Here is a 16,464-nt window from a genome sequence, read left to right as displayed (position 1 = left end):
TCCTTGTGTGATGACGAGCGGCCACGCGGATGCGCGGTCAGAGTAGGCCGACCTGGAACTTTCGATGAGCCGCGGCTGCCGCGGGCAAGTCGGCGGGCGGACCCGATGGCGCGGCGAGCGGATTCGGATGCGGCGGAGTCGGAGTGCCACCCAACCGGCCGATGATCGTGGACGCGATCACGGCCTGGAGCACGGTGCGACGGCTGATGACGAGTGCCGGAATGTTCACGCGATCTCCTTTGGTCGACGAACGGGCGCGAGGTGAGAAACCGTTTTGGCTCGCCTCTGGCCGTGACACGGTAGCGCCAACTCACAGCAGGGTCAACAGTGTTCGCACTGCTCGAGGTGCCAAAGATTTTTGCCACCCGCGGCACCCCTGGTGCCAAAGTTTTTGGCATTTGACAGCGAGATTTGGCCGCCATATCTTCATGCCAAGACGTTTTGCCAAAACGTTTGGTCACCGTAAGATGGCCCCATCACATTCGCAGATTCCTCTGCATGAAAAAACGGAGTAACGATGCTTCGCACCAGATCCGCGGTACCCCACCGCGCACACACCTCCCGCGGGAGGCTCCTCGTCGGGATGGCGGTGGCCGCGGCCGCCGGCCTCGTCCTGGCCGGCTGCGCCACGTCCAGCACGTCCGACTCGGCCCACGTCAAGTCGCTCACCGTCCTCGTCGAGGGTGGCGGTCACCTCGAGCTGCAGCCGATCGCCGACCTCTACAAGAAGCAGACCGGTATCAGCGTCACCTTCGTGGAGCTCCCGTACAACGGCCTCTATAACCGCGTCAACAGCGAGCTGTCCACCGGAAACATCTCCTTCGACGCCGCCGCGCTCGACGCGATCTGGCTGCCCGCGTTCGCCGCCGGCCTCAAGCCGCTCAACAACCTCGTGACGCCGGCGGTCAAGGCCGACAGCTTCCCCGCGATCCTGCAGGAGGGGAAGGTCGGGAACAACTACGTCGGCATTCCCGCGTTCGCCAACTCCGAGATCCTCTACTACCGCACCGACCTCTTCAACGACCCCGCCAACCAGGCGGCGTTCAAGGCGAAGTACGGCTACGACCTGAAGCCGCCCACGACCTGGCAGCAGTACACGGATGCCGCGGCGTTCTTCACCAAGGACGGCATGTACGGCGCCCCGCTGCCCGGCGCGGTCGAGACCCAGTTCCTGGCGGTGCTGTCGCAGGCCGGCGAGAAGAACATGGTTCTCACCGCCGACGGCAAGAAGTCGACGCTCGACGACGCGACGACCTTGACCGCTCTGAACTACTACGACAGCCTCGCGAAGTACGGCCCTCCCGGGGCGGCCGCCGTGGACTGGAATGCCGCGCAGAACCTCTACAACCAGGGCAAGGCAGCGATGATGTTGTTCTGGGGACACGCCTACCGTCAGATTCCGACCGACTCTCCCGTCTTCGGCAAGACGGGGGTCGCCCCGATGATCGGTGGTCCCGCGGGCGTCGCGGGCGTACCGGGTCCGTTCTACCTGTCGGTGCCGCGCGCGGGTGCGCACACCGCAGCGGGTGAGGCCTTCGTCAAGTTCGCCTACGACCACAACGAACTGAGCGCGGCCACCTCGCTCGGACTCGTGGCGCGCATCTCCGCTCTCAAGAAGTTCGAGAACACGAAGGGCTACGAGTCGTACCCGGCCATCGTCGCAACGCTCAACGCCCCGGCGACGATCCCGCGCCCCGCGAACGCGAACTGGCAGAACATCGTCAACAACGTTCTCGTGCCGATGATCCAGAAGTCTCTTCAGCCCGGCGCAGACAACGCGGCGATCCTCAAGGATGCCGCGGCGCAGGTCGACGCGATTGTGGCTCAATGAGCATTCGCACCAACAGACGGCCGGCCTTCGGGCCGGCCGTCCCCGGCTCCTCCGCACCCCGGCGTCGTTCGCTCCGCCTCACCGATGCGCGATTCGCGGCACTCATGATGGCGCCGGCCGCTGCATTCATGGCGGTCTTCGTCGCCTGGCCGCTCGCGCAATTCATCACCAACAGCTTCTACCGCTACAACCCCATCAGCGACGCCCCGCATCGCTTCGTCGGCTTCGGCAACTACATCGCGGCGTTCGGCTCGGCCGCGTTCACGAACTCCGCCGTGCGCACGATCGCCTACACGGCGATCGTCGTGTTCCTCGAATTCTCCCTGGGCCTCCTCGTCGCCCTGCTGTTCAGCGGCTTAGGCAGCCGGTCGCGGGTGTTCCGCACGATCTTCATGTACCCACTCATGATCGCCCCGATCGTCGCCGGTCTCCTCTGGCGATTCCTCCTCATCGACAACACCGGAATCGTCAACCAGTTGCTGTTCCAGCTTCACATCATCGGCTCGCCGACCCAGATCCAGTGGTTGAGCGACCCCAAGATCGCGCTCCTGGCCGTCTCGCTGCCCGATATCTGGCTCACCACCTCGTTCATCGCGCTGGTGCTCTTCGCGGGCCTGCAGAACATTCCGGGCGACATCATCGAGGCCGCGCGCATCGACGGAGCCCGGTACCCCACCCTCCTGTTCCGGGTCATCCTGCCCCTGCTGCGCCCGGTCATCGCGGTCGCGCTCATCGTGCGCGGAGTGGATGCGGCCCGGGCCTTCGACGTGATCGTCGTGCAAACCAATGGCGGCCCGCAGAATTCGACCGAGACGATGTCGCTGCTCGTCTACAACACCCAGATCAGTGACGGCAATCCCGGGCTCGCGAGCGCCATGGGCACGATCTACCTCGTCGCGATGATCGCACTCGCGATCGTCGCCGTAGCAGCAATCTGGCGACCCGGGAGTGACCGCTGATGAATGGCCTCGAAACCAAGCGGATGTCGACCCGCGCCCTCCTCTGGCTGGTCCTGATCCTCATGACCGTGCTGTACGCGTATCCATTCGCCTACATGCTCTTCACCTCCTTCAAGACGCCCCTCGAGACGAACGCGATTCCCCCCACCTTCTTCCCGACCACCTGGACCATCGAGAACTACGTGAGCACGCTCACGAATTCGGCCGTCCCGGTGTCGATCCTGAACAGCATCCAGACGGCGGTAATCAGCACGCTGCTGTCTCTCGCGCTGGCGATCCCCGCGGCCTATGCCGTGACACGGTGGAAGACGCGGCTCGGGCGGGTGTTCATCCTGACCGCGCTCGTCATGCGCATGGTGCCGGCCATCGTGGTGGGCGCTCCGCTGATCGGCTTCTTCCACGCTCTCGGGCTCTCCGACACCTCACTCGCGCTGGCGATCGCGCAAACCACGATCTCTCTGCCGCTCTCGATCTGGCTGATGGCGAGCTTCTTCGACGCGGTGCCCGACGAGCTGGAGGAGGCGGCGCGCGTGGATGGAACCTCGCGTCTGGGTGCCCTCTGGCGCGTCGTGCTGCCGGTGGCGCGCGGCGGCGTCGCCGTCACCGCGATCTTCGCGTTCCTGGCGTCGTGGAACGACTTCATCTTCGCTCTGCTGCTCACCTCCGTTCGCGCCGTCACCACTCCGCTGGAAATCGCCAACTACCAGAGTCAATTCGGCCTAGCGTGGGGACCGATGACCTCGCTCGCGGTGTTGTACTCGGTGCCGGTCATCCTGCTCACGCTCGTGCTGCAGCGCCACATCGTTGCCGGGCTCACCCTGGGAGCGGTCAAGGGATGACCCCCGCTGCACACTCCCCGAAGGGACGAACCGACACCATGAACGCCCGACACCCCCGCGAGCGGGTTCGCCGCCTCCACGGAAGTCAGCCGATGCGCCCGACGAGGGAGACGTCACGGTGACCACCGTCGGTATCCGCGATGTGGCGAGGCTGGCCGGCGTGTCGGTCACCACGGTCTCGCACGTGCTCAACGAAACGCCGCACACCCGGGTCGCCGATGAGACGAGGGACCGAGTCCGCGACGCGGCGGCGACGCTGGGGTACGGGCCCAATCTCGTGGCGCAGGCGCTTCGGACCCGTCGATCCGGGCTCGTGGGCCTCCTCAGCGAGGAGATCGCCACGACACCCCACGCGGGCAGGATCATCCTCGGCGCTCAGGAGGCCGCGCGTGCGCACGGTCTCACACTGGTGATCGTGAGCGCCGAGCGCGGCAACAACGCGGAGGCGCACCGGGCCGATATCCAGGCGCTGCTCGACCGGCAGGTCGACGCGGTGCTGTACGCCACCATGTACCACCGGAACATCGCGGTGCCGGCCAACCTCGTCGACGTGCCCGCGGTGCTCATCGACGCGACCGAGGGAACCGGCGCGCTGCCCTCCGTGGTCCCCGACGAGAGGGGCGGGGCCGTCGCCGCAGTCCGTCACCTGGCCGAGGCGGGCCACCGCCGGATCGCGTTCCTGAACAACGATGACGACGTGCCCGCCACGCACGGACGACTGGCCGGCTACCGTCAGGTGCTCTCCGAGTACGGGATTCCGTTCGACGAACTGCTCGTCGGTGCCTCGCCGTCGGAGCCGGCCGAGGGATACGCGCTGGCGAAGGAGATCCTGAGCCTTCAGCGACCGACGGCCGTCTTCTGCTACAACGATCGCATGGCGATGGGCGCCTATCGCGCGGCGCGCGAGCTCGGTCTGAGCATCCCCGACGACCTCTCCATCGTCGGCTTCGACAACCAGGAGATCATCGCCGCCAACCTCTTCCCCGCGCTCACCACCGTCGCCCTGCCTCACTACGAGATGGGCGTGTGGGCGCTCGAGACCGCCATCGGGATGTTCGCCGACGGAGCGGAGCGCCCGCCCGGGCCGTTCGAGCCCGTGCTCCTGCCGTGCCCGCTGGTACCGCGAGACTCCGTCGCCCCACCGCGGCAGCCCTAGCCCCCGACCGCGGGGCGACGAGCGCGACCGCCGCTCCCTCCCCACCCGACGAAACGATTCACGAGAGACGACATGCCCCCATCCACCGCGACCGAGGACCACACCGTCGAGGTCGACGACACCGCCCCGCCCGAGACGACGGCTGCGCGGCCCACTCTCCATTTCACGGCCCCGTCCGGGTGGATCAACGACCCCCTGGGCCTCACCTTCCACGGCGGGCGCTACCACCTCTTCTATCAGCACGTACCGGGTGCCACCGACTGGGCTCCGCAGTGCCAGTGGGGGCACGCCACCTCCGACGACCTGCTGAGCTGGTCGATCGAAGCCGCCGCGCTCGAGCCGGGCGACGGCGATGGCGGATGCTGGTCGGGCAGCATCGCGCTCTCACCGGAGGGCGAGGCGACCCTGTTCTACACCTCCGTCGACGACGAGGCCTTCGACATCGGCGCGGCGCGGATCGCACGCCCGGCGCCGGGCAGCGAGAGCTCGTGGGAGCGGTGGGTGAAAGGGCCGGTCGTCGCCGAACTCGCCGAGGGAGAGGAGTCGATCGCGTTCCGCGATCCCTTCGTATTCCACGACGGTGCCCGCTGGCGCATGCTTCTCGGCTCCGGGCGTCCCGACGGAACCGCGGTCGCCTATGGCTATGTCTCGGATGACCTCACCACGTGGCACTACGACGGTGTCTTCGCTTCCCGCCACTCCGACGACGCAGACGGAGTGTGGACCGGTTCCGTCTGGGAGTGCCCCCAACTCGTTCGGGTGGGGCACAAGTGGGCACTGCTCGTCTCGGTCTGGGAACCCGTGCGCCCGCACTACTCGGCCTACGCGCTCGGCCAGATCGTCGACGGTCGCTTCGTGGCGGAGACGCCGTGGCGTCGGCTCAGCTACGGCCCGTGCTACTACGCGGGCGCCGTCTTCCGCGATGCGGACGGCACTCCCGGGATGATCTACTGGCTCCGGGGTGTCGCCGACCCCCGCTCGGAGTGGGTGGGCGCCCACAGTATTCCCCACCAGCTCGCGCTGATCGGCGATCGGCTCGAGGTCCGGCTCCCGTCCAGCGTGGAGTCGCGCCGCGGATCCGGGAGACCGCTCGCCGCGCTCGATGAGCACGGGATGCGGGTCGACGGCGCCGTGGACATCGACTGGGCGCACGGGGGCAGCATTTCCCTTCAGGAGGGGCTGCGCAATGTCTTCCGGCTGGAGTTGACGCCGACCCTCGACGGGGTGACGCTCACCGCGACATCGGACGCCGGGCAGTGGTCGGTTCCGTCCAGCGGACCGCTCCGGGTCGTCATCGACGGTCCCATCGTCGAGGTCGTCGGCTCGTTCGGCGCCCTCGCGTTTCCCGCTCCCCGCTCCGGGACCGCCACCCTGGTCTCCCGCGAGGCCGCCGGTGTGGCCTACCCGCTTCACTGAACTCCGTCTCGAGGGGACACGCCATGTCAGGACCCAGCAACCACTACGACGTCACCCGGTGGCCCGTCGGGGATCCCTTCGCGGATCTCGGTGAGGTGATCAATAGCATCATCGCGGACATCAAGACCCGCCAGTCGAACGCGAACGTCGCCGACGGCGGAAAGCCCGGGGCGGTGATCTACCTGCCGCCCGGTGACTACCACCTGCGCACCCAGGTGGTCGTCGACGTCAGCTTCCTGACGATTCACGGCTCTGGGCACGGGTTCACCTCGTCGAGCATCCGGTTCAATGTCCCCGAGGGCGAATGGCCCGAGCTGCATGAGCTGTGGCCCGGCGGGAGTCGCGTCCTCGTCGACCTCGAACCGGATGCGGGCGAGGACGATTCCGCGCGCGCCGCCTTCCTCGTGGAGCGGAGCGGCAGCCCGCGGATCAGCTCCGTCGAGTTCTCGAACTTCTGCATCGACGGTCTGCGCTTCCTGCCGGACGGCTCCGAGCACCCGGCGGCGAACAGCTACCTCAACGGGAAGACCGGCATCCACGTCGCGAGCGCGAACGACTCCTTCCGCGTGGTCGGCATGGGCTTCGTCTACCTCGAACACGCCCTCGTCATCCACCACGCCGACGCCCTGTCGATCCACGACAACTTCATCGCCGAGTGCGGCAACTGCGTCGAGCTCCTCGGCTGGGGACAGGCCTCCAAGATCACCGACAACCTGATCGGGGCCGGGTTCCGGGGTCGCTCCATCTACGCCGAGAACCACGGCGGGCTGCTGATCACCGCCAACAACGTCTTCCCGCGAGGCGCGAGCAGCGTGCATCTGACCGGGGTGAGCCGGTCGAGCGTCACCAACAACCGCCTGCACTCGTTCTACCCCGGCATGGTGATCCTCGACGGCGGCAGCTCGGAGAACCTCATCGCCACCAACCACCTGCTGCGCGACGAAGAGCCGTGGACGCCCTTCCTCGGCATCGACAACGGTCTGGATGACCGGTTCGGCCTGATCCGCGTCGGCGGCGACCACAACTCGGTGATCGCCAACCACCTCTCGCTGGTGATCGACGCGCAGCGCATCCGGCCGCCGCAGGCGACGCCCGTCGCGGTCCGCCTGACCGCGGGCACCGGCACCCTCGTCGCCACGAACCACGTGGTGGCGATGGACGTGCACGCGCGCTCCGGCGATTCGGCGTTCTCGGCACAGGTGGATGCCCTGCTCAGCACCACCGCATCCGACGCGCTGGGCGTGACCACCGTGCTGGTCGACCCGGCGTCGGCCCGCAACTCGGTGCTGGACTCCGGAACCGAGGAGCAGGTGGTCGCGGACCGCACCGCCAACGCCGTCAGAGCGACGCCGACGGTCGGCGCCTGAGCGACGCGAGCTTTCTGCGTAAGGGTCAGTGTGGATCGAACGGGAGGAATGCGGTGATTCCCAAACGGGTGGGCATCAAGGACGTCGCGAGCGCGGCGGGAGTCTCGGTGACGACCGTGTCGCACATTCTCAACGCGACCCCGAACACGCGCGCGAGCGAGGAGACGCGGCGGCGGGTGAAGGACGCGGCCCGGGCACTCGGGTACGGCCCCAATCGCCTGGCGCAGGGTCTGCGCACGCAGCGCTCGGGGATGATCGGCCTGCTCAGCGAGGAGATCGCGACGACGCCGCACGCCGTGCGGATCATCCTCGGGGCGCAGGAGGCCGCGCGCGCCCACGGGCTGTCGCTCATGATCATCAACTCGACGCACGATGCGAACGACGAGTCCCGGCGGGACGACATCGCGGCGCTGCTCGAACGGCAGGTCGACGGCATCCTCTGGGCGACCATCATGTATCACCGCGAGGTCTCTCTGCCGTCGAACCTGGTAGGCGTTCCCGCGGTGCTGATCGACGCGCGCGACCGTGCCGGTCTCGCACCCGGTGTCGAGCCCGATGAGGAGAGTGGCGCGCGTGCCGCCGTCACCGCGCTCATTCAGGCGGGGCACCGCCGAATCGGCTTCGTGAACTACCACGGCGACATTCCCGCGACTCACGGGCGACTGCGCGGCTACCGCTCGGTGCTGGCCGAGCACGGCATCCCCTTCGACGAGTCGCTCGTGGTCGCGGCCGACTACGAAGCGCTCGACGGGTACGCGGTCACGCTGCCCCTGCTCGATCGGCCCGACCGCCCGACGGCGCTCTTCTGCTTCAACGACCGAATGGCGATGGGTGCCTACCGTGCGGCGGCCGAACTGCACATCACCATCCCCGAGGAGTTGTCGATCGTGGGATTCGACAACCAGGAGCTAATCGCCGCCAACCTGTTCCCCGCGCTCACCACCGTCGCCCTGCCCCACTACGAGATGGGCGTCTGGGCCGTCGACACACTGGTTCGGATCATGAACGGGCACGAGGAGGACCGCCTCCTGAGCGATCACCCCACCTTCATGGAGTGCCCGCTGGTCATTCGGCAGTCGATCGCTGCTCCCGCGCTCTAGTCGGTCTGTCTCTCCCGGTGAGGCGGCATCCCCGCGGCGGATGGCACGATAGAGCGGTGGTCGCGCGGGTCGCACTGGTCGTCGAAGCGGTCCGGCGCCAAACTTTTTTGCCATTTGACGGCCGGACTTCGACGAACTTAGTGTGCTGCCAAGACGATTTGTCAGGCGGCACCGGAACGAACCGTGCCAGTTGAGAGTGGGGCCAGCGATGTTCTCGAATCTGACCGGGTGGCATCTCGTCATCATCCTCGCCGTCCTCGTGCTGCTCTTCGGCGCGACACGACTTCCCGCGCTCACACGAGGGGTCGGACAATCGCTGCGCATCTTCCGGGACGAGGTGGCGGGCTCACAGCCGGCCGACGAGGCCCCAGAATCTCGCAACGGGTCGGAGTAAGAGGCAGGCGGGCCGCCGTCGAATGCCCAGATCGTCGTGCAGCTAGCAGTCCTCGACGTCGTGGAGGATTGTGCCACCCTTCACGAAGGTCAAGGTCTCTGAGACCTCGTAGGCGTGCACGGCAGAACAGACCGCTGCCAAATTGGCCGACAGGGTCTCGATCGCGGTCCCGAGCAGGAAGTCCGCTCGTGCTCCAGCGTCGGCGAATCCCAGGATCACAGACGCGTGGAACCGTTGCTCGACCGGATTGTCGTGGGCGACATTCGGCGTATTCCACAGCCGCGCGCTCCAGGGGAGGAAGTCCTGTGTTCGCAGCTCTCTCACATCTGGGAGTCTCGTCATCGCGGGGACCACGTGTTGCCGGATCGCTCTGCGAAACTCACGTGGGCTCACACCGCGTCTGCGGCGTAGGTAAACGAGCGTGCGGGCTCCCACTCCCTCGCCGGGCTGAGCCACCTGGTACCAACGTGACCAGTTGGGGGCGCCGATGTAGAGGAGCGTGCGTCGAAAGACGTTGACCTCGTCTTGATAAGCGAGCCGGGTTTGAGCGCGGCCGAAAAGCGGCGAGAGCGCGGAGATGAATGTCACTTCCGCGACTCCGTCGATCTTTCGATCAGCCGGGATGCTCGTCTCGACGCCCGCGATCGGAGGCCAGACGCCGGGGTTGATGTCGGCGAGATGGAGCTGGCGGTATTCCAGGGTGCCCGGTGTCGCCGAGATGATTCCGGAATGGGGGCTCTTCCAGTAATCCATCCCGACGTGACGTGGTTGATCCGTGCGAACCCAGAGCGGAATCGAGGACGTGAAATGCTTCGAGACTGCGATCGGACACCCAGATCCTGAATTGCTCATCGTGCTCTCCACTCGTCGTGCGTTAGGCCGGTCAGGGAATGCTGATGACGGCTTTGCCGCGGATTCCACCCTTGGCAGACTCCCGAAGCGCGTCAGGGGCGGTTGCGAAGGAATAGACCTTGCCGACGACGGGGCGTAGCGCGCCGCTGTCGACGAGTGCGGTGATCGACCTGAGCTGCTTGCCACTGGCGTGCATGAAGAGGAACTCGTAGCGCACACCGCGCTTCTTCGCCCGCCTCCGGATATCAGCGCTGAGTGCGGCCATGAGCACCTGGAGTACAGGATTCAGCCCGAGCTGCCGGGCGAAGGCGAGGTCGGGCGGGCCCACCAGACCGATGGCAAGTCCTCCCGGCTTGAGCACCGTGAGGGACTTTTTAAGGTTCTCGCCGCCAACGATGTCGAGCACGAGGTCGTAGCCGGTCAGCAACTCGGCGAAGTCCTCGGTGCGGTGATCGATGACGTGGTCGGCCCCGAGTCCTCGAACGAAATCGTGGTTGGATGCGCTCGCTGTCGTGGCGACGGTCGCGCCGAGGTGCTTGGCGATTTGGATCGCAATCGACCCCAGCCCTCCGGCGCCACCATGAATAAGCACCCGCTGACCCGGCTGCACGTTCCCACGATCGACAAGCGCCTGCCACGCTGTCAACGCGACCAACGGCAAACCGCCCGCTTCCTCCATAGAGATGCTCGACGGCTTGAGCGCAAGATCTTCCTCGGCGATCGCAAATCGCTCTGCGAAGGTCCCGATTCTGCTCACGCGAGGGCGGCCGTACACTTCGTCACCTGGCTTGAACCCGCGGACCGCAGCTCCCACCCGGAGGACGGTTCCCGCCAATTCATTGCCCAGTACCTGAGGGAGCCGGTAGGGCAGGAAGAGCTTGAAGGCGCCGGCGAGGACTTGCTGATCGATGCCGTTGATCCCAGCGACCCGCACCTGCACGAGTACATCGTGATCATCGACGATCGGCTCCGGCACCTCCAGCTCCTGCAACGGTCCCTTGTACGCCACAACAGCGAATGCCTTCATGAATAGCTCCTAACTGGGCCCCGGGGGCTTCCGACGTCACTCAATTATGAGAGCACTCACTTATGCTGTCAAGGGGTGCCTGTGTGCGCGGACGATCGTGCGAAACTCGCCGCGCCGACTGAGTTGGGCCCCTGAAGTCAGAACATCGTATTGTCGTTGGCTGCCGCCTCAGGAATATCCTGCACGGCATCCCAGTGCTCCACGAGTTTGCCGTTGCGCACTCGGAAGAGGTCGACAACCGCCTTTCCGCGATCGCCAGGCTCGGGAATGTAGTGACTGTGCACCGCGACGAGATCGCCCTGTGCGATAGTGCGCTTCGGCACGATGCTGAGCTGCGGGAATCTCTCGAAGTACTCCCGAAGCCCGGCCCTGACGCCCACCGCGCCGTCAGCGATTCTGGGATTGTGCTGCCGGTAGTCCGGATCTACGTACTGATCGATCGCCGACAGATCCTTGTTCACCATCAACCGACCGAAGAACGCGTCAACCACGCGCTTGTTGAAATCGGTGAACCACGGTTGCTGCGGAGAGCTGGTGCGAGGGGCGCTGAGCGTGGCGAACATGTCGTTCCCGTTCACCGTCGTGGCCGGCACCTCCTGAAGGACATCCCAGTGCTCGGCGATCTTGCCATCCTGGAATCGGAAGATGTCGAACACCGCTGTTCCCGGCGTGCCGGGTACGAACACGACGTGCGAGTGCAACAGCACCATGTCCCCCTCGGCGATGGCGCGCTTCGGAAGGTTGGTCACCTCGGGAAACTGCTGCCTGAGACCGGCACCGAAGTACTTCAGGGCATCGGGACCGTCAGGCGCCTGAGGATTGTGCTGAATATAGTCACTTCGCACGATCCGGTCGACGATCGCCGTGTCTCCGATGAACGCGTCACTGAGCATTCGCCGGGCGCGCTCCGCGCTGCCGCCCTCGCGCACTTCCAACACGATCTTGCCGGCCGTGCGTCGCGACTCACCGAGCGCGTGGGCTCTCGCCGCCTCCGCGAGCGGGAAGGTCGCCGCGATGTGCGGGCGCAACTCCCCTGACTCGGCGAGGTCGGCGATCGCCTGCATCCCCGCATGGTCGGCCTCCACGAGCAGTGCCTCGAATCGGATGCCCCGCTCCGCGATTGCGTGCAACTCGGTGGCATCGATCGGAACCGGAATGAGCGAGACGAGAGTACCTCCCGGCCGCAGGACCGCGAGCGAACGAGCCCGACCCGCCGCATCAGAAGAAATCGAGTCCAGCACGACGTCGACTCCGCGAACCACCTCGGCGAAGTCCACGGACTGATAGTCGATGACTTCGTCCGCCCCCAAGGATCGCAGCAGATCATGCTTGGACGCACTGGCCGTGCCAATCACATAGGCTCCGCGCGACTTGGCGATCTGCACCGCGAGGTGACCGACACCGCCCGCCGCCGCGTGAATGAGGACCCGTTGACCCGGCCGAAGATCCGCTGTCTCAACCAATGCCTGGTATGCGGTGAGCGCCGCGAGAGGGAGCGCACCAGCCTCGACGTGATCGATCGCAGAGGGTTTGAGGGCGAAAGCCCGCGCCGGACCGGTGACGTATTCGGCGTGCGAGCCAACCCCTCCGGGGTACGGGAGCATGCCGAATACCTCGTCCCCCGGCTTGAAAAGGGTTACTCCGAAGCCGACGGCTTCGACGACGCCGGACACATCCCATCCCAGCGTGACCGGAGTTTGAACGGAAAACCCCCGCGCACGATTACCCCAGTCAGTGGGATTGAGCCCGGCGGCGTGGACGGCGACGAGAATCTCGCTCACCCCGGGGCTCGGCGTAGGGAGGTCAACCACTTTGAGTACGTCCGGACCACCGAAGGTGTCTTGGCTGATAGCGCGCATTATCCGATTCCTTTTTATCAATCAGGGCCAACATCGATCGATGCAGCCGCCAGCAATCCAGTGGTCGGCCCGGGCCGCCGGTTGGCATCACTGATACTACTCATAACTGACTATAGTCAGGTTAAATTCCTCGCCGCTGTGTTTCGTCCACGGCGACGGCAGCCCTCACAGCGACGTGGGTGCCGATTGCCGCCCAGAGATCCACTTCGTCGAGCGTTCAGGAGTAGTTGCCGATGCGACCTTCCCGCACCGATCGCGCGTAGATCCTCGAGTCCAAGAGCGGGAGGTCGCCACTGGCTTCGATGGCATCGATGTACCCGAGCATCCGCTTCTGTGCTTCGGGGTCTTGGTCCCGGACCAGGAATTCCGCGTGCTCGAACTGCAGCCCGCCCAGAAGCGGCAATGTGCTCCCGAAATAGACGGATCGCTTGATCGCTCCGAGAGACTTCTTCGCACGCAATCCCAGGAACTCGGCTCTCTCGACAGCCCTCTCGAGCACGTGATCCCGCGGCACCACCTCATCGACGGCGCCGACGGCAAGAGCCTCCGCCGGCGTGAACGCCTTGCCCTCCAGAATGGCGGACAGGGAATGACGGGCTCCGATCAGACGCGTGAGGCGCTGAGACCCTCCGCCGCCGGGCGTTAGTGCGAGCAGCACTTCTGACAGCCCGATCGAGTAGTCGCCCTCCGCCATGATTCGCACGTCGCATGCCCATGCGAACTCGGCGCCGATGGCGAGGGCAGATCCGTTGAGCGCTGCGATGAAGATGGTTCCACTGCGGTTCATCTTGATGAAGGTGGCGTGGAGGCTGTCGAGCTGAAGCAGTGTTCGCAGCTTCGTTTTGCCAAGGACGGATCGAAGACCCGGAACTTTGTTTATCGCGGTTGCCGAGCGGAATACCAGAGCGGCGACCCTGGTGTTGATCGGCGGGAATCCGACCCCTCCCTCCTGCAGCCAGGTGATATCCGCGTGGCTCAGGAATCGCTCGGGGTGTACGCCGGTGAATACGACGGCGTGCACCGCGGGGTCCTTGTCCGCGCGATCGACGATCGTGGCGAGTTCGACTGCCATCGAGGGATAGAGCAAGGCGTGTCGCCCGCCGCGGATCCGAACGATGAGGGTTCCGCCGTGCTCTTCGACCTCGAGGCCGATTTTGTCTTCGCTATCCATTGCTGTCATCTCTCCTCTTGTTGGTAATGGGCTAGGAAACGGATGTTCCCGCGCGGGGGCTGAGATCTTCAGGCACCGAACGCCGCAGGGCGGCAGCGAGCGCTCGATCGAGCACTCGGTCAGGGAGCAGACGCGCCAGCCCGATGAGCACTGCAGCATCGCGGCCGATCGTGTACCGCGTCTTCGGGCGCCGAGCAGTGGCCGCGATGGCGATAGACCTTGCGGCGACCGAGGCATCGACGCCGCTGCGGAGGAATCCTTCGGACTGCGACAGAATGGCCTGCATCAGGCCGCCGTATCGCCCTTGCTGTTCGGGCGTCATACCGGCGACGAGTGTCCGCGCCGTCTCCCCTCCCCTGCCGACCAACTCGGTCCGAACAGCTCCGGGCTCGACGACGACGACGGTCACTCCGTGGGGCGACAACTCGCGACGAAGTGCATCGCTGACCGCTTCGAGCGCGTATTTCGAACCGGAGTAAGCACCATAGGTCGGCTGCGCGACGCGCCCTCCGATCGAACTCACCATGACTACTCGCCCTCGACTCTTCAGCAGCGCGGGGAGCAGGGCTCGCGTCACCTCGACATGCCCGAAGAAGTTCACATCGAACTGTCGCCGCCAGTCCTCCATACGGAGCACCTCGAGCGGACCATTGATCGCGATCCCTGCGTTGTTGATGACGGCACGGAGCGGGCGCCCGTCCGCGTCGATCTGCTCGACGAGCGCCGCGATCTGGTCGGATCGCGTGATATCGAGCAAGACGGGTCGGATTCCCGCGGACTCGAGGTCACGTCCGTCGGTCGCTCGGCGAACGCCGGCGAATACCTCGAATCCTCGCGCCGCGAGTTGTCGCGCCGTCGCGGCACCCATACCAGTCGAAGCCCCGCTGACGAGGATGATTTCTCTTTCAGATGACGCTGTCATCTGAGTAGAGTAGCACTTCAGATGACATTGTCAACGGTAGAATCGACGTATGGTCAGTCGATCTGAATCCGCCGCGGCCACCCGTCGGGCCCTCCTCGACGCTGCTCGCGAGTTGCTCAACGAGGGCGGGCCCCAGAGAGTCACGCTGCGGGAGGTCGGCGCGCGCGCGGACGTGTCACGGGGTGCGGCTTACCGACATTTCGCCGACAAAGAGAGCCTTCTGGCCGCGGTGGGAGCCGAAAGCTGGGACCGCATTACTCGCAGACTTGCGGCGTTGCGACCATTGCCGTCCGACGATGGTGCAGCGGTACTGCGGGCGGCGGTCGACACTGTGATCGCCGTCGCTGTCGCCGAGCCCGAGGTGTACCGGATGATGTTCACGGTGCCCGCACGGAATCCCGAAGACACCGTGCGTGCGGCAGCGCGCGCCCAAGTGGAGTTTCTCCGCATCGTCGGCGGCGTGGTCGGCGACGAGCACGCCCATCTGTACGGCGCGATGCTGCTGACGAGCGCACACGGGATCGCGAGCATGGGAGCCAGTGACCACCTTTCTGCGGACATGTGGCAGACGACGCCTGACAGTGTCCTGGCGGCGCTGGTAGGGATGATTGCTCGTGAGGACTAATCCCCGGCCTCAGAGCGCACCCGTCGGCTTCGCGGCCTGCAACTCTGGGTAGAGGGACTCGATGGGGGCGCTCAGCGCGGACTTGATCTCACGAGAGAGTTGGTCCGCAATCACCTCGTAGTCACCCCTCTCAAGCGCGTCAAAGACCTCGGCGACAAGCGTCGCCGGCTGCAGTTTGGGTCCGTCCGAGTGCGCAGCCATCGCAGTATCGACGTAGCCCATGTGCACCCCCATCACGTGCACCCCTTCGGGCGCGAGCTCGAGACGGAGGGAGTTGGTGGCCGACCACAGCGCAGCTTTGGAGGCACTGTAAGCGCCGGCGAAGGCGTACCAGCTCGCCACGGAGTGGATGTCGATAATCGCCGTCCCGCGCCGCGCCGCAAGAATCGGCGCAAAGGCACGTGCGATGAGCACGGGAGCGAAGAAGTTCGTCTCCATGTTCGCGCGAAGATCTGCTTCGGTGACGGTGAGCAAGCCCCAACTCGCTGGAACCACGCCGGCATTGTTGATCAATACCGTCACGTCGTCAGCGGTATTCGCGGCCTCCGCGATCGACCGACCATCAGTGACGTCGAGGGAGATCGGCACGACGCGCTCATCGTCCCACGCACGTGGCACGCGTGCCGTCGCGTAGACCTTGCGTGCACCCCGCGCGAGCGCCTGGGTCACCAATTCGGTGCCGATTCCGCCGTTCGCTCCAGTGATCAGAACGACCGCGTTGTCGAGTGTGGGCATGGCTGCGCTCCTTCGTTGTGGGTGTCATCGCGGCGGTCGGCTCCGTCGAAACAGGAGACCGAGCTGCGTCAGCGACCGCTGCGTCAAACATGACTATACTCGATCTTGAGCGTGATCACTGCTAGTGATCGGCTCGAAATCCCGGGGCCGTGAGCTCATGTCGGCGCCGATCCGCGATTCCCCCAGCCGGCTGTAGCCAGGCGCACTGTAT

General features: G+C 65.8%; 16 protein-coding genes. 9 read left to right on the top strand and 7 right to left on the bottom strand.

Annotated elements, in window-relative coordinates:
• Nucleotides 1–37: 37 nt before the first annotated feature.
• Nucleotides 38–229, bottom strand: coding sequence for a hypothetical protein (locus tag G3T37_RS14825; RefSeq protein WP_163472811.1), 192 nt, complete (start codon nucleotides 227–229; stop codon nucleotides 38–40).
• 288 nt (nucleotides 230–517) lie between these two features.
• Between G3T37_RS14825 and G3T37_RS07110 the strand changes: the two genes are divergently transcribed.
• The 8 genes from G3T37_RS07110 (at nucleotide 518) to G3T37_RS07075 (ending at nucleotide 9,062) form a co-directional block, all read left to right on the top strand.
• The gene (locus G3T37_RS07110; protein ID WP_241732275.1) at nucleotides 518–1,831 is read left to right on the top strand and encodes an extracellular solute-binding protein; all 1,314 of its coding nucleotides are present in this window, start codon (nucleotides 518–520) and stop codon (nucleotides 1,829–1,831) included.
• A gap of 104 nt (nucleotides 1,832–1,935) precedes the next feature.
• Complete coding sequence (locus G3T37_RS07105) at nucleotides 1,936–2,790, top strand: carbohydrate ABC transporter permease (protein ID WP_241732316.1); 855 nt, start codon at nucleotides 1,936–1,938, stop codon at nucleotides 2,788–2,790.
• Nucleotides 2,790–3,629, top strand: coding sequence for a carbohydrate ABC transporter permease (locus G3T37_RS07100; protein ID WP_163472809.1), 840 nt, complete (start codon nucleotides 2,790–2,792; stop codon nucleotides 3,627–3,629). Before G3T37_RS07105 ends, G3T37_RS07100 begins: the two co-directional genes overlap by 1 nt.
• Before the next feature lie 118 nt (nucleotides 3,630–3,747).
• The gene (locus G3T37_RS07095) at nucleotides 3,748–4,785 is read left to right on the top strand and encodes a substrate-binding domain-containing protein (RefSeq protein ID WP_163472808.1); all 1,038 of its coding nucleotides are present in this window, start codon (nucleotides 3,748–3,750) and stop codon (nucleotides 4,783–4,785) included.
• A 72-nt stretch (nucleotides 4,786–4,857) separates the two neighbouring features.
• Complete coding sequence (locus G3T37_RS07090) at nucleotides 4,858–6,201, top strand: glycoside hydrolase family 32 protein (RefSeq protein WP_163472807.1); 1,344 nt, start codon at nucleotides 4,858–4,860, stop codon at nucleotides 6,199–6,201.
• Between the two features lie 23 nt (nucleotides 6,202–6,224).
• Nucleotides 6,225–7,568: a NosD domain-containing protein gene (locus G3T37_RS07085; protein WP_163472806.1), complete on the top strand. Its 1,344-nt coding sequence runs from the start codon at nucleotides 6,225–6,227 to the stop codon at nucleotides 7,566–7,568.
• Between the two features lie 53 nt (nucleotides 7,569–7,621).
• Nucleotides 7,622–8,668, top strand: coding sequence for a substrate-binding domain-containing protein (locus G3T37_RS07080; protein WP_163472805.1), 1,047 nt, complete (start codon nucleotides 7,622–7,624; stop codon nucleotides 8,666–8,668).
• Between the two features lie 208 nt (nucleotides 8,669–8,876).
• The gene (locus G3T37_RS07075) at nucleotides 8,877–9,062 is read left to right on the top strand and encodes a twin-arginine translocase TatA/TatE family subunit (RefSeq protein WP_163472804.1); all 186 of its coding nucleotides are present in this window, start codon (nucleotides 8,877–8,879) and stop codon (nucleotides 9,060–9,062) included.
• 42 nt (nucleotides 9,063–9,104) lie between these two features.
• Here the strand turns inward: G3T37_RS07075 and G3T37_RS07070 are convergent, their stop codons facing one another.
• The 5 genes from G3T37_RS07070 to G3T37_RS07050 form a co-directional block, all read right to left on the bottom strand.
• The gene (locus G3T37_RS07070; RefSeq protein ID WP_163472803.1) at nucleotides 9,105–9,914 is read right to left on the bottom strand and encodes a strictosidine synthase; all 810 of its coding nucleotides are present in this window, start codon (nucleotides 9,912–9,914) and stop codon (nucleotides 9,105–9,107) included.
• Between the two features lie 31 nt (nucleotides 9,915–9,945).
• Nucleotides 9,946–10,941: an NADP-dependent oxidoreductase gene (locus G3T37_RS07065; protein ID WP_163472802.1), complete on the bottom strand. Its 996-nt coding sequence runs from the start codon at nucleotides 10,939–10,941 to the stop codon at nucleotides 9,946–9,948.
• Between the two features lie 137 nt (nucleotides 10,942–11,078).
• Nucleotides 11,079–12,800 (bottom strand): zinc-binding dehydrogenase, encoded by a 1,722-nt coding sequence (locus G3T37_RS07060; protein WP_163472801.1) that lies wholly within the window; start codon nucleotides 12,798–12,800, stop codon nucleotides 11,079–11,081.
• A 217-nt stretch (nucleotides 12,801–13,017) separates the two neighbouring features.
• Entirely contained in the window at nucleotides 13,018–13,971 is a 954-nt protein-coding gene (locus G3T37_RS07055; RefSeq protein WP_163472800.1) for an enoyl-CoA hydratase/isomerase family protein, read from the bottom strand.
• A 31-nt stretch (nucleotides 13,972–14,002) separates the two neighbouring features.
• A complete protein-coding gene (locus G3T37_RS07050) occupies nucleotides 14,003–14,839 on the bottom strand; it encodes an SDR family NAD(P)-dependent oxidoreductase (protein ID WP_241732314.1) in 837 nt (278 codons plus the stop codon).
• Between the two features lie 103 nt (nucleotides 14,840–14,942).
• Between G3T37_RS07050 and G3T37_RS07045 the strand changes: the two genes are divergently transcribed.
• The gene (locus tag G3T37_RS07045; protein WP_163472798.1) at nucleotides 14,943–15,518 is read left to right on the top strand and encodes a TetR/AcrR family transcriptional regulator; all 576 of its coding nucleotides are present in this window, start codon (nucleotides 14,943–14,945) and stop codon (nucleotides 15,516–15,518) included.
• Nucleotides 15,519–15,527: 9 nt separating this feature from the next.
• Here the strand turns inward: G3T37_RS07045 and G3T37_RS07040 are convergent, their stop codons facing one another.
• Nucleotides 15,528–16,253, bottom strand: coding sequence for an SDR family oxidoreductase (locus G3T37_RS07040; RefSeq protein WP_163472797.1), 726 nt, complete (start codon nucleotides 16,251–16,253; stop codon nucleotides 15,528–15,530).
• Nucleotides 16,254–16,464: the final 211 nt, after the last annotated feature.

Origin of the sequence: Galbitalea soli (assembly GCF_010686725.1) — a bacterium.
Lineage (GTDB): Bacteria > Actinomycetota > Actinomycetes > Actinomycetales > Microbacteriaceae > Galbitalea > Galbitalea soli.
The sequence above is the reverse complement of the archived record's forward strand: the minus strand, read 5'-3'. Positions and strand labels throughout refer to the sequence as shown.

Excerpts from the sequence above, each read along its gene's own strand:
- G3T37_RS07085 (WP_163472806.1), top strand. The coding sequence starts at position 6,225 with ATGTCAGGACCCAGCAACCACTACGACGTCACCCGGTGGCCCGTCGGG.
- G3T37_RS07075 (WP_163472804.1), top strand. The coding sequence starts at position 8,877 with ATGTTCTCGAATCTGACCGGGTGGCATCTCGTCATCATCCTCGCCGTC.
- G3T37_RS07040 (WP_163472797.1), bottom strand. The coding sequence starts at position 16,253 with ATGCCCACACTCGACAACGCGGTCGTTCTGATCACTGGAGCGAACGGC.
- G3T37_RS07055 (WP_163472800.1), bottom strand. The coding sequence starts at position 13,971 with ATGGATAGCGAAGACAAAATCGGCCTCGAGGTCGAAGAGCACGGCGGA.
- G3T37_RS07110 (WP_241732275.1), top strand. The coding sequence starts at position 518 with ATGCTTCGCACCAGATCCGCGGTACCCCACCGCGCACACACCTCCCGC.
- G3T37_RS07045 (WP_163472798.1), top strand. The coding sequence starts at position 14,943 with ATGGTCAGTCGATCTGAATCCGCCGCGGCCACCCGTCGGGCCCTCCTC.
- G3T37_RS07065 (WP_163472802.1), bottom strand. The coding sequence starts at position 10,941 with ATGAAGGCATTCGCTGTTGTGGCGTACAAGGGACCGTTGCAGGAGCTG.
- G3T37_RS07105 (WP_241732316.1), top strand. The coding sequence starts at position 1,936 with ATGATGGCGCCGGCCGCTGCATTCATGGCGGTCTTCGTCGCCTGGCCG.
- G3T37_RS07090 (WP_163472807.1), top strand. The coding sequence starts at position 4,858 with ATGCCCCCATCCACCGCGACCGAGGACCACACCGTCGAGGTCGACGAC.
- G3T37_RS07100 (WP_163472809.1), top strand. The coding sequence starts at position 2,790 with ATGAATGGCCTCGAAACCAAGCGGATGTCGACCCGCGCCCTCCTCTGG.
- G3T37_RS07060 (WP_163472801.1), bottom strand. The coding sequence starts at position 12,800 with ATGCGCGCTATCAGCCAAGACACCTTCGGTGGTCCGGACGTACTCAAA.
- G3T37_RS07070 (WP_163472803.1), bottom strand. The coding sequence starts at position 9,914 with ATGAGCAATTCAGGATCTGGGTGTCCGATCGCAGTCTCGAAGCATTTC.
- G3T37_RS07050 (WP_241732314.1), bottom strand. The coding sequence starts at position 14,839 with ATGGGTGCCGCGACGGCGCGACAACTCGCGGCGCGAGGATTCGAGGTA.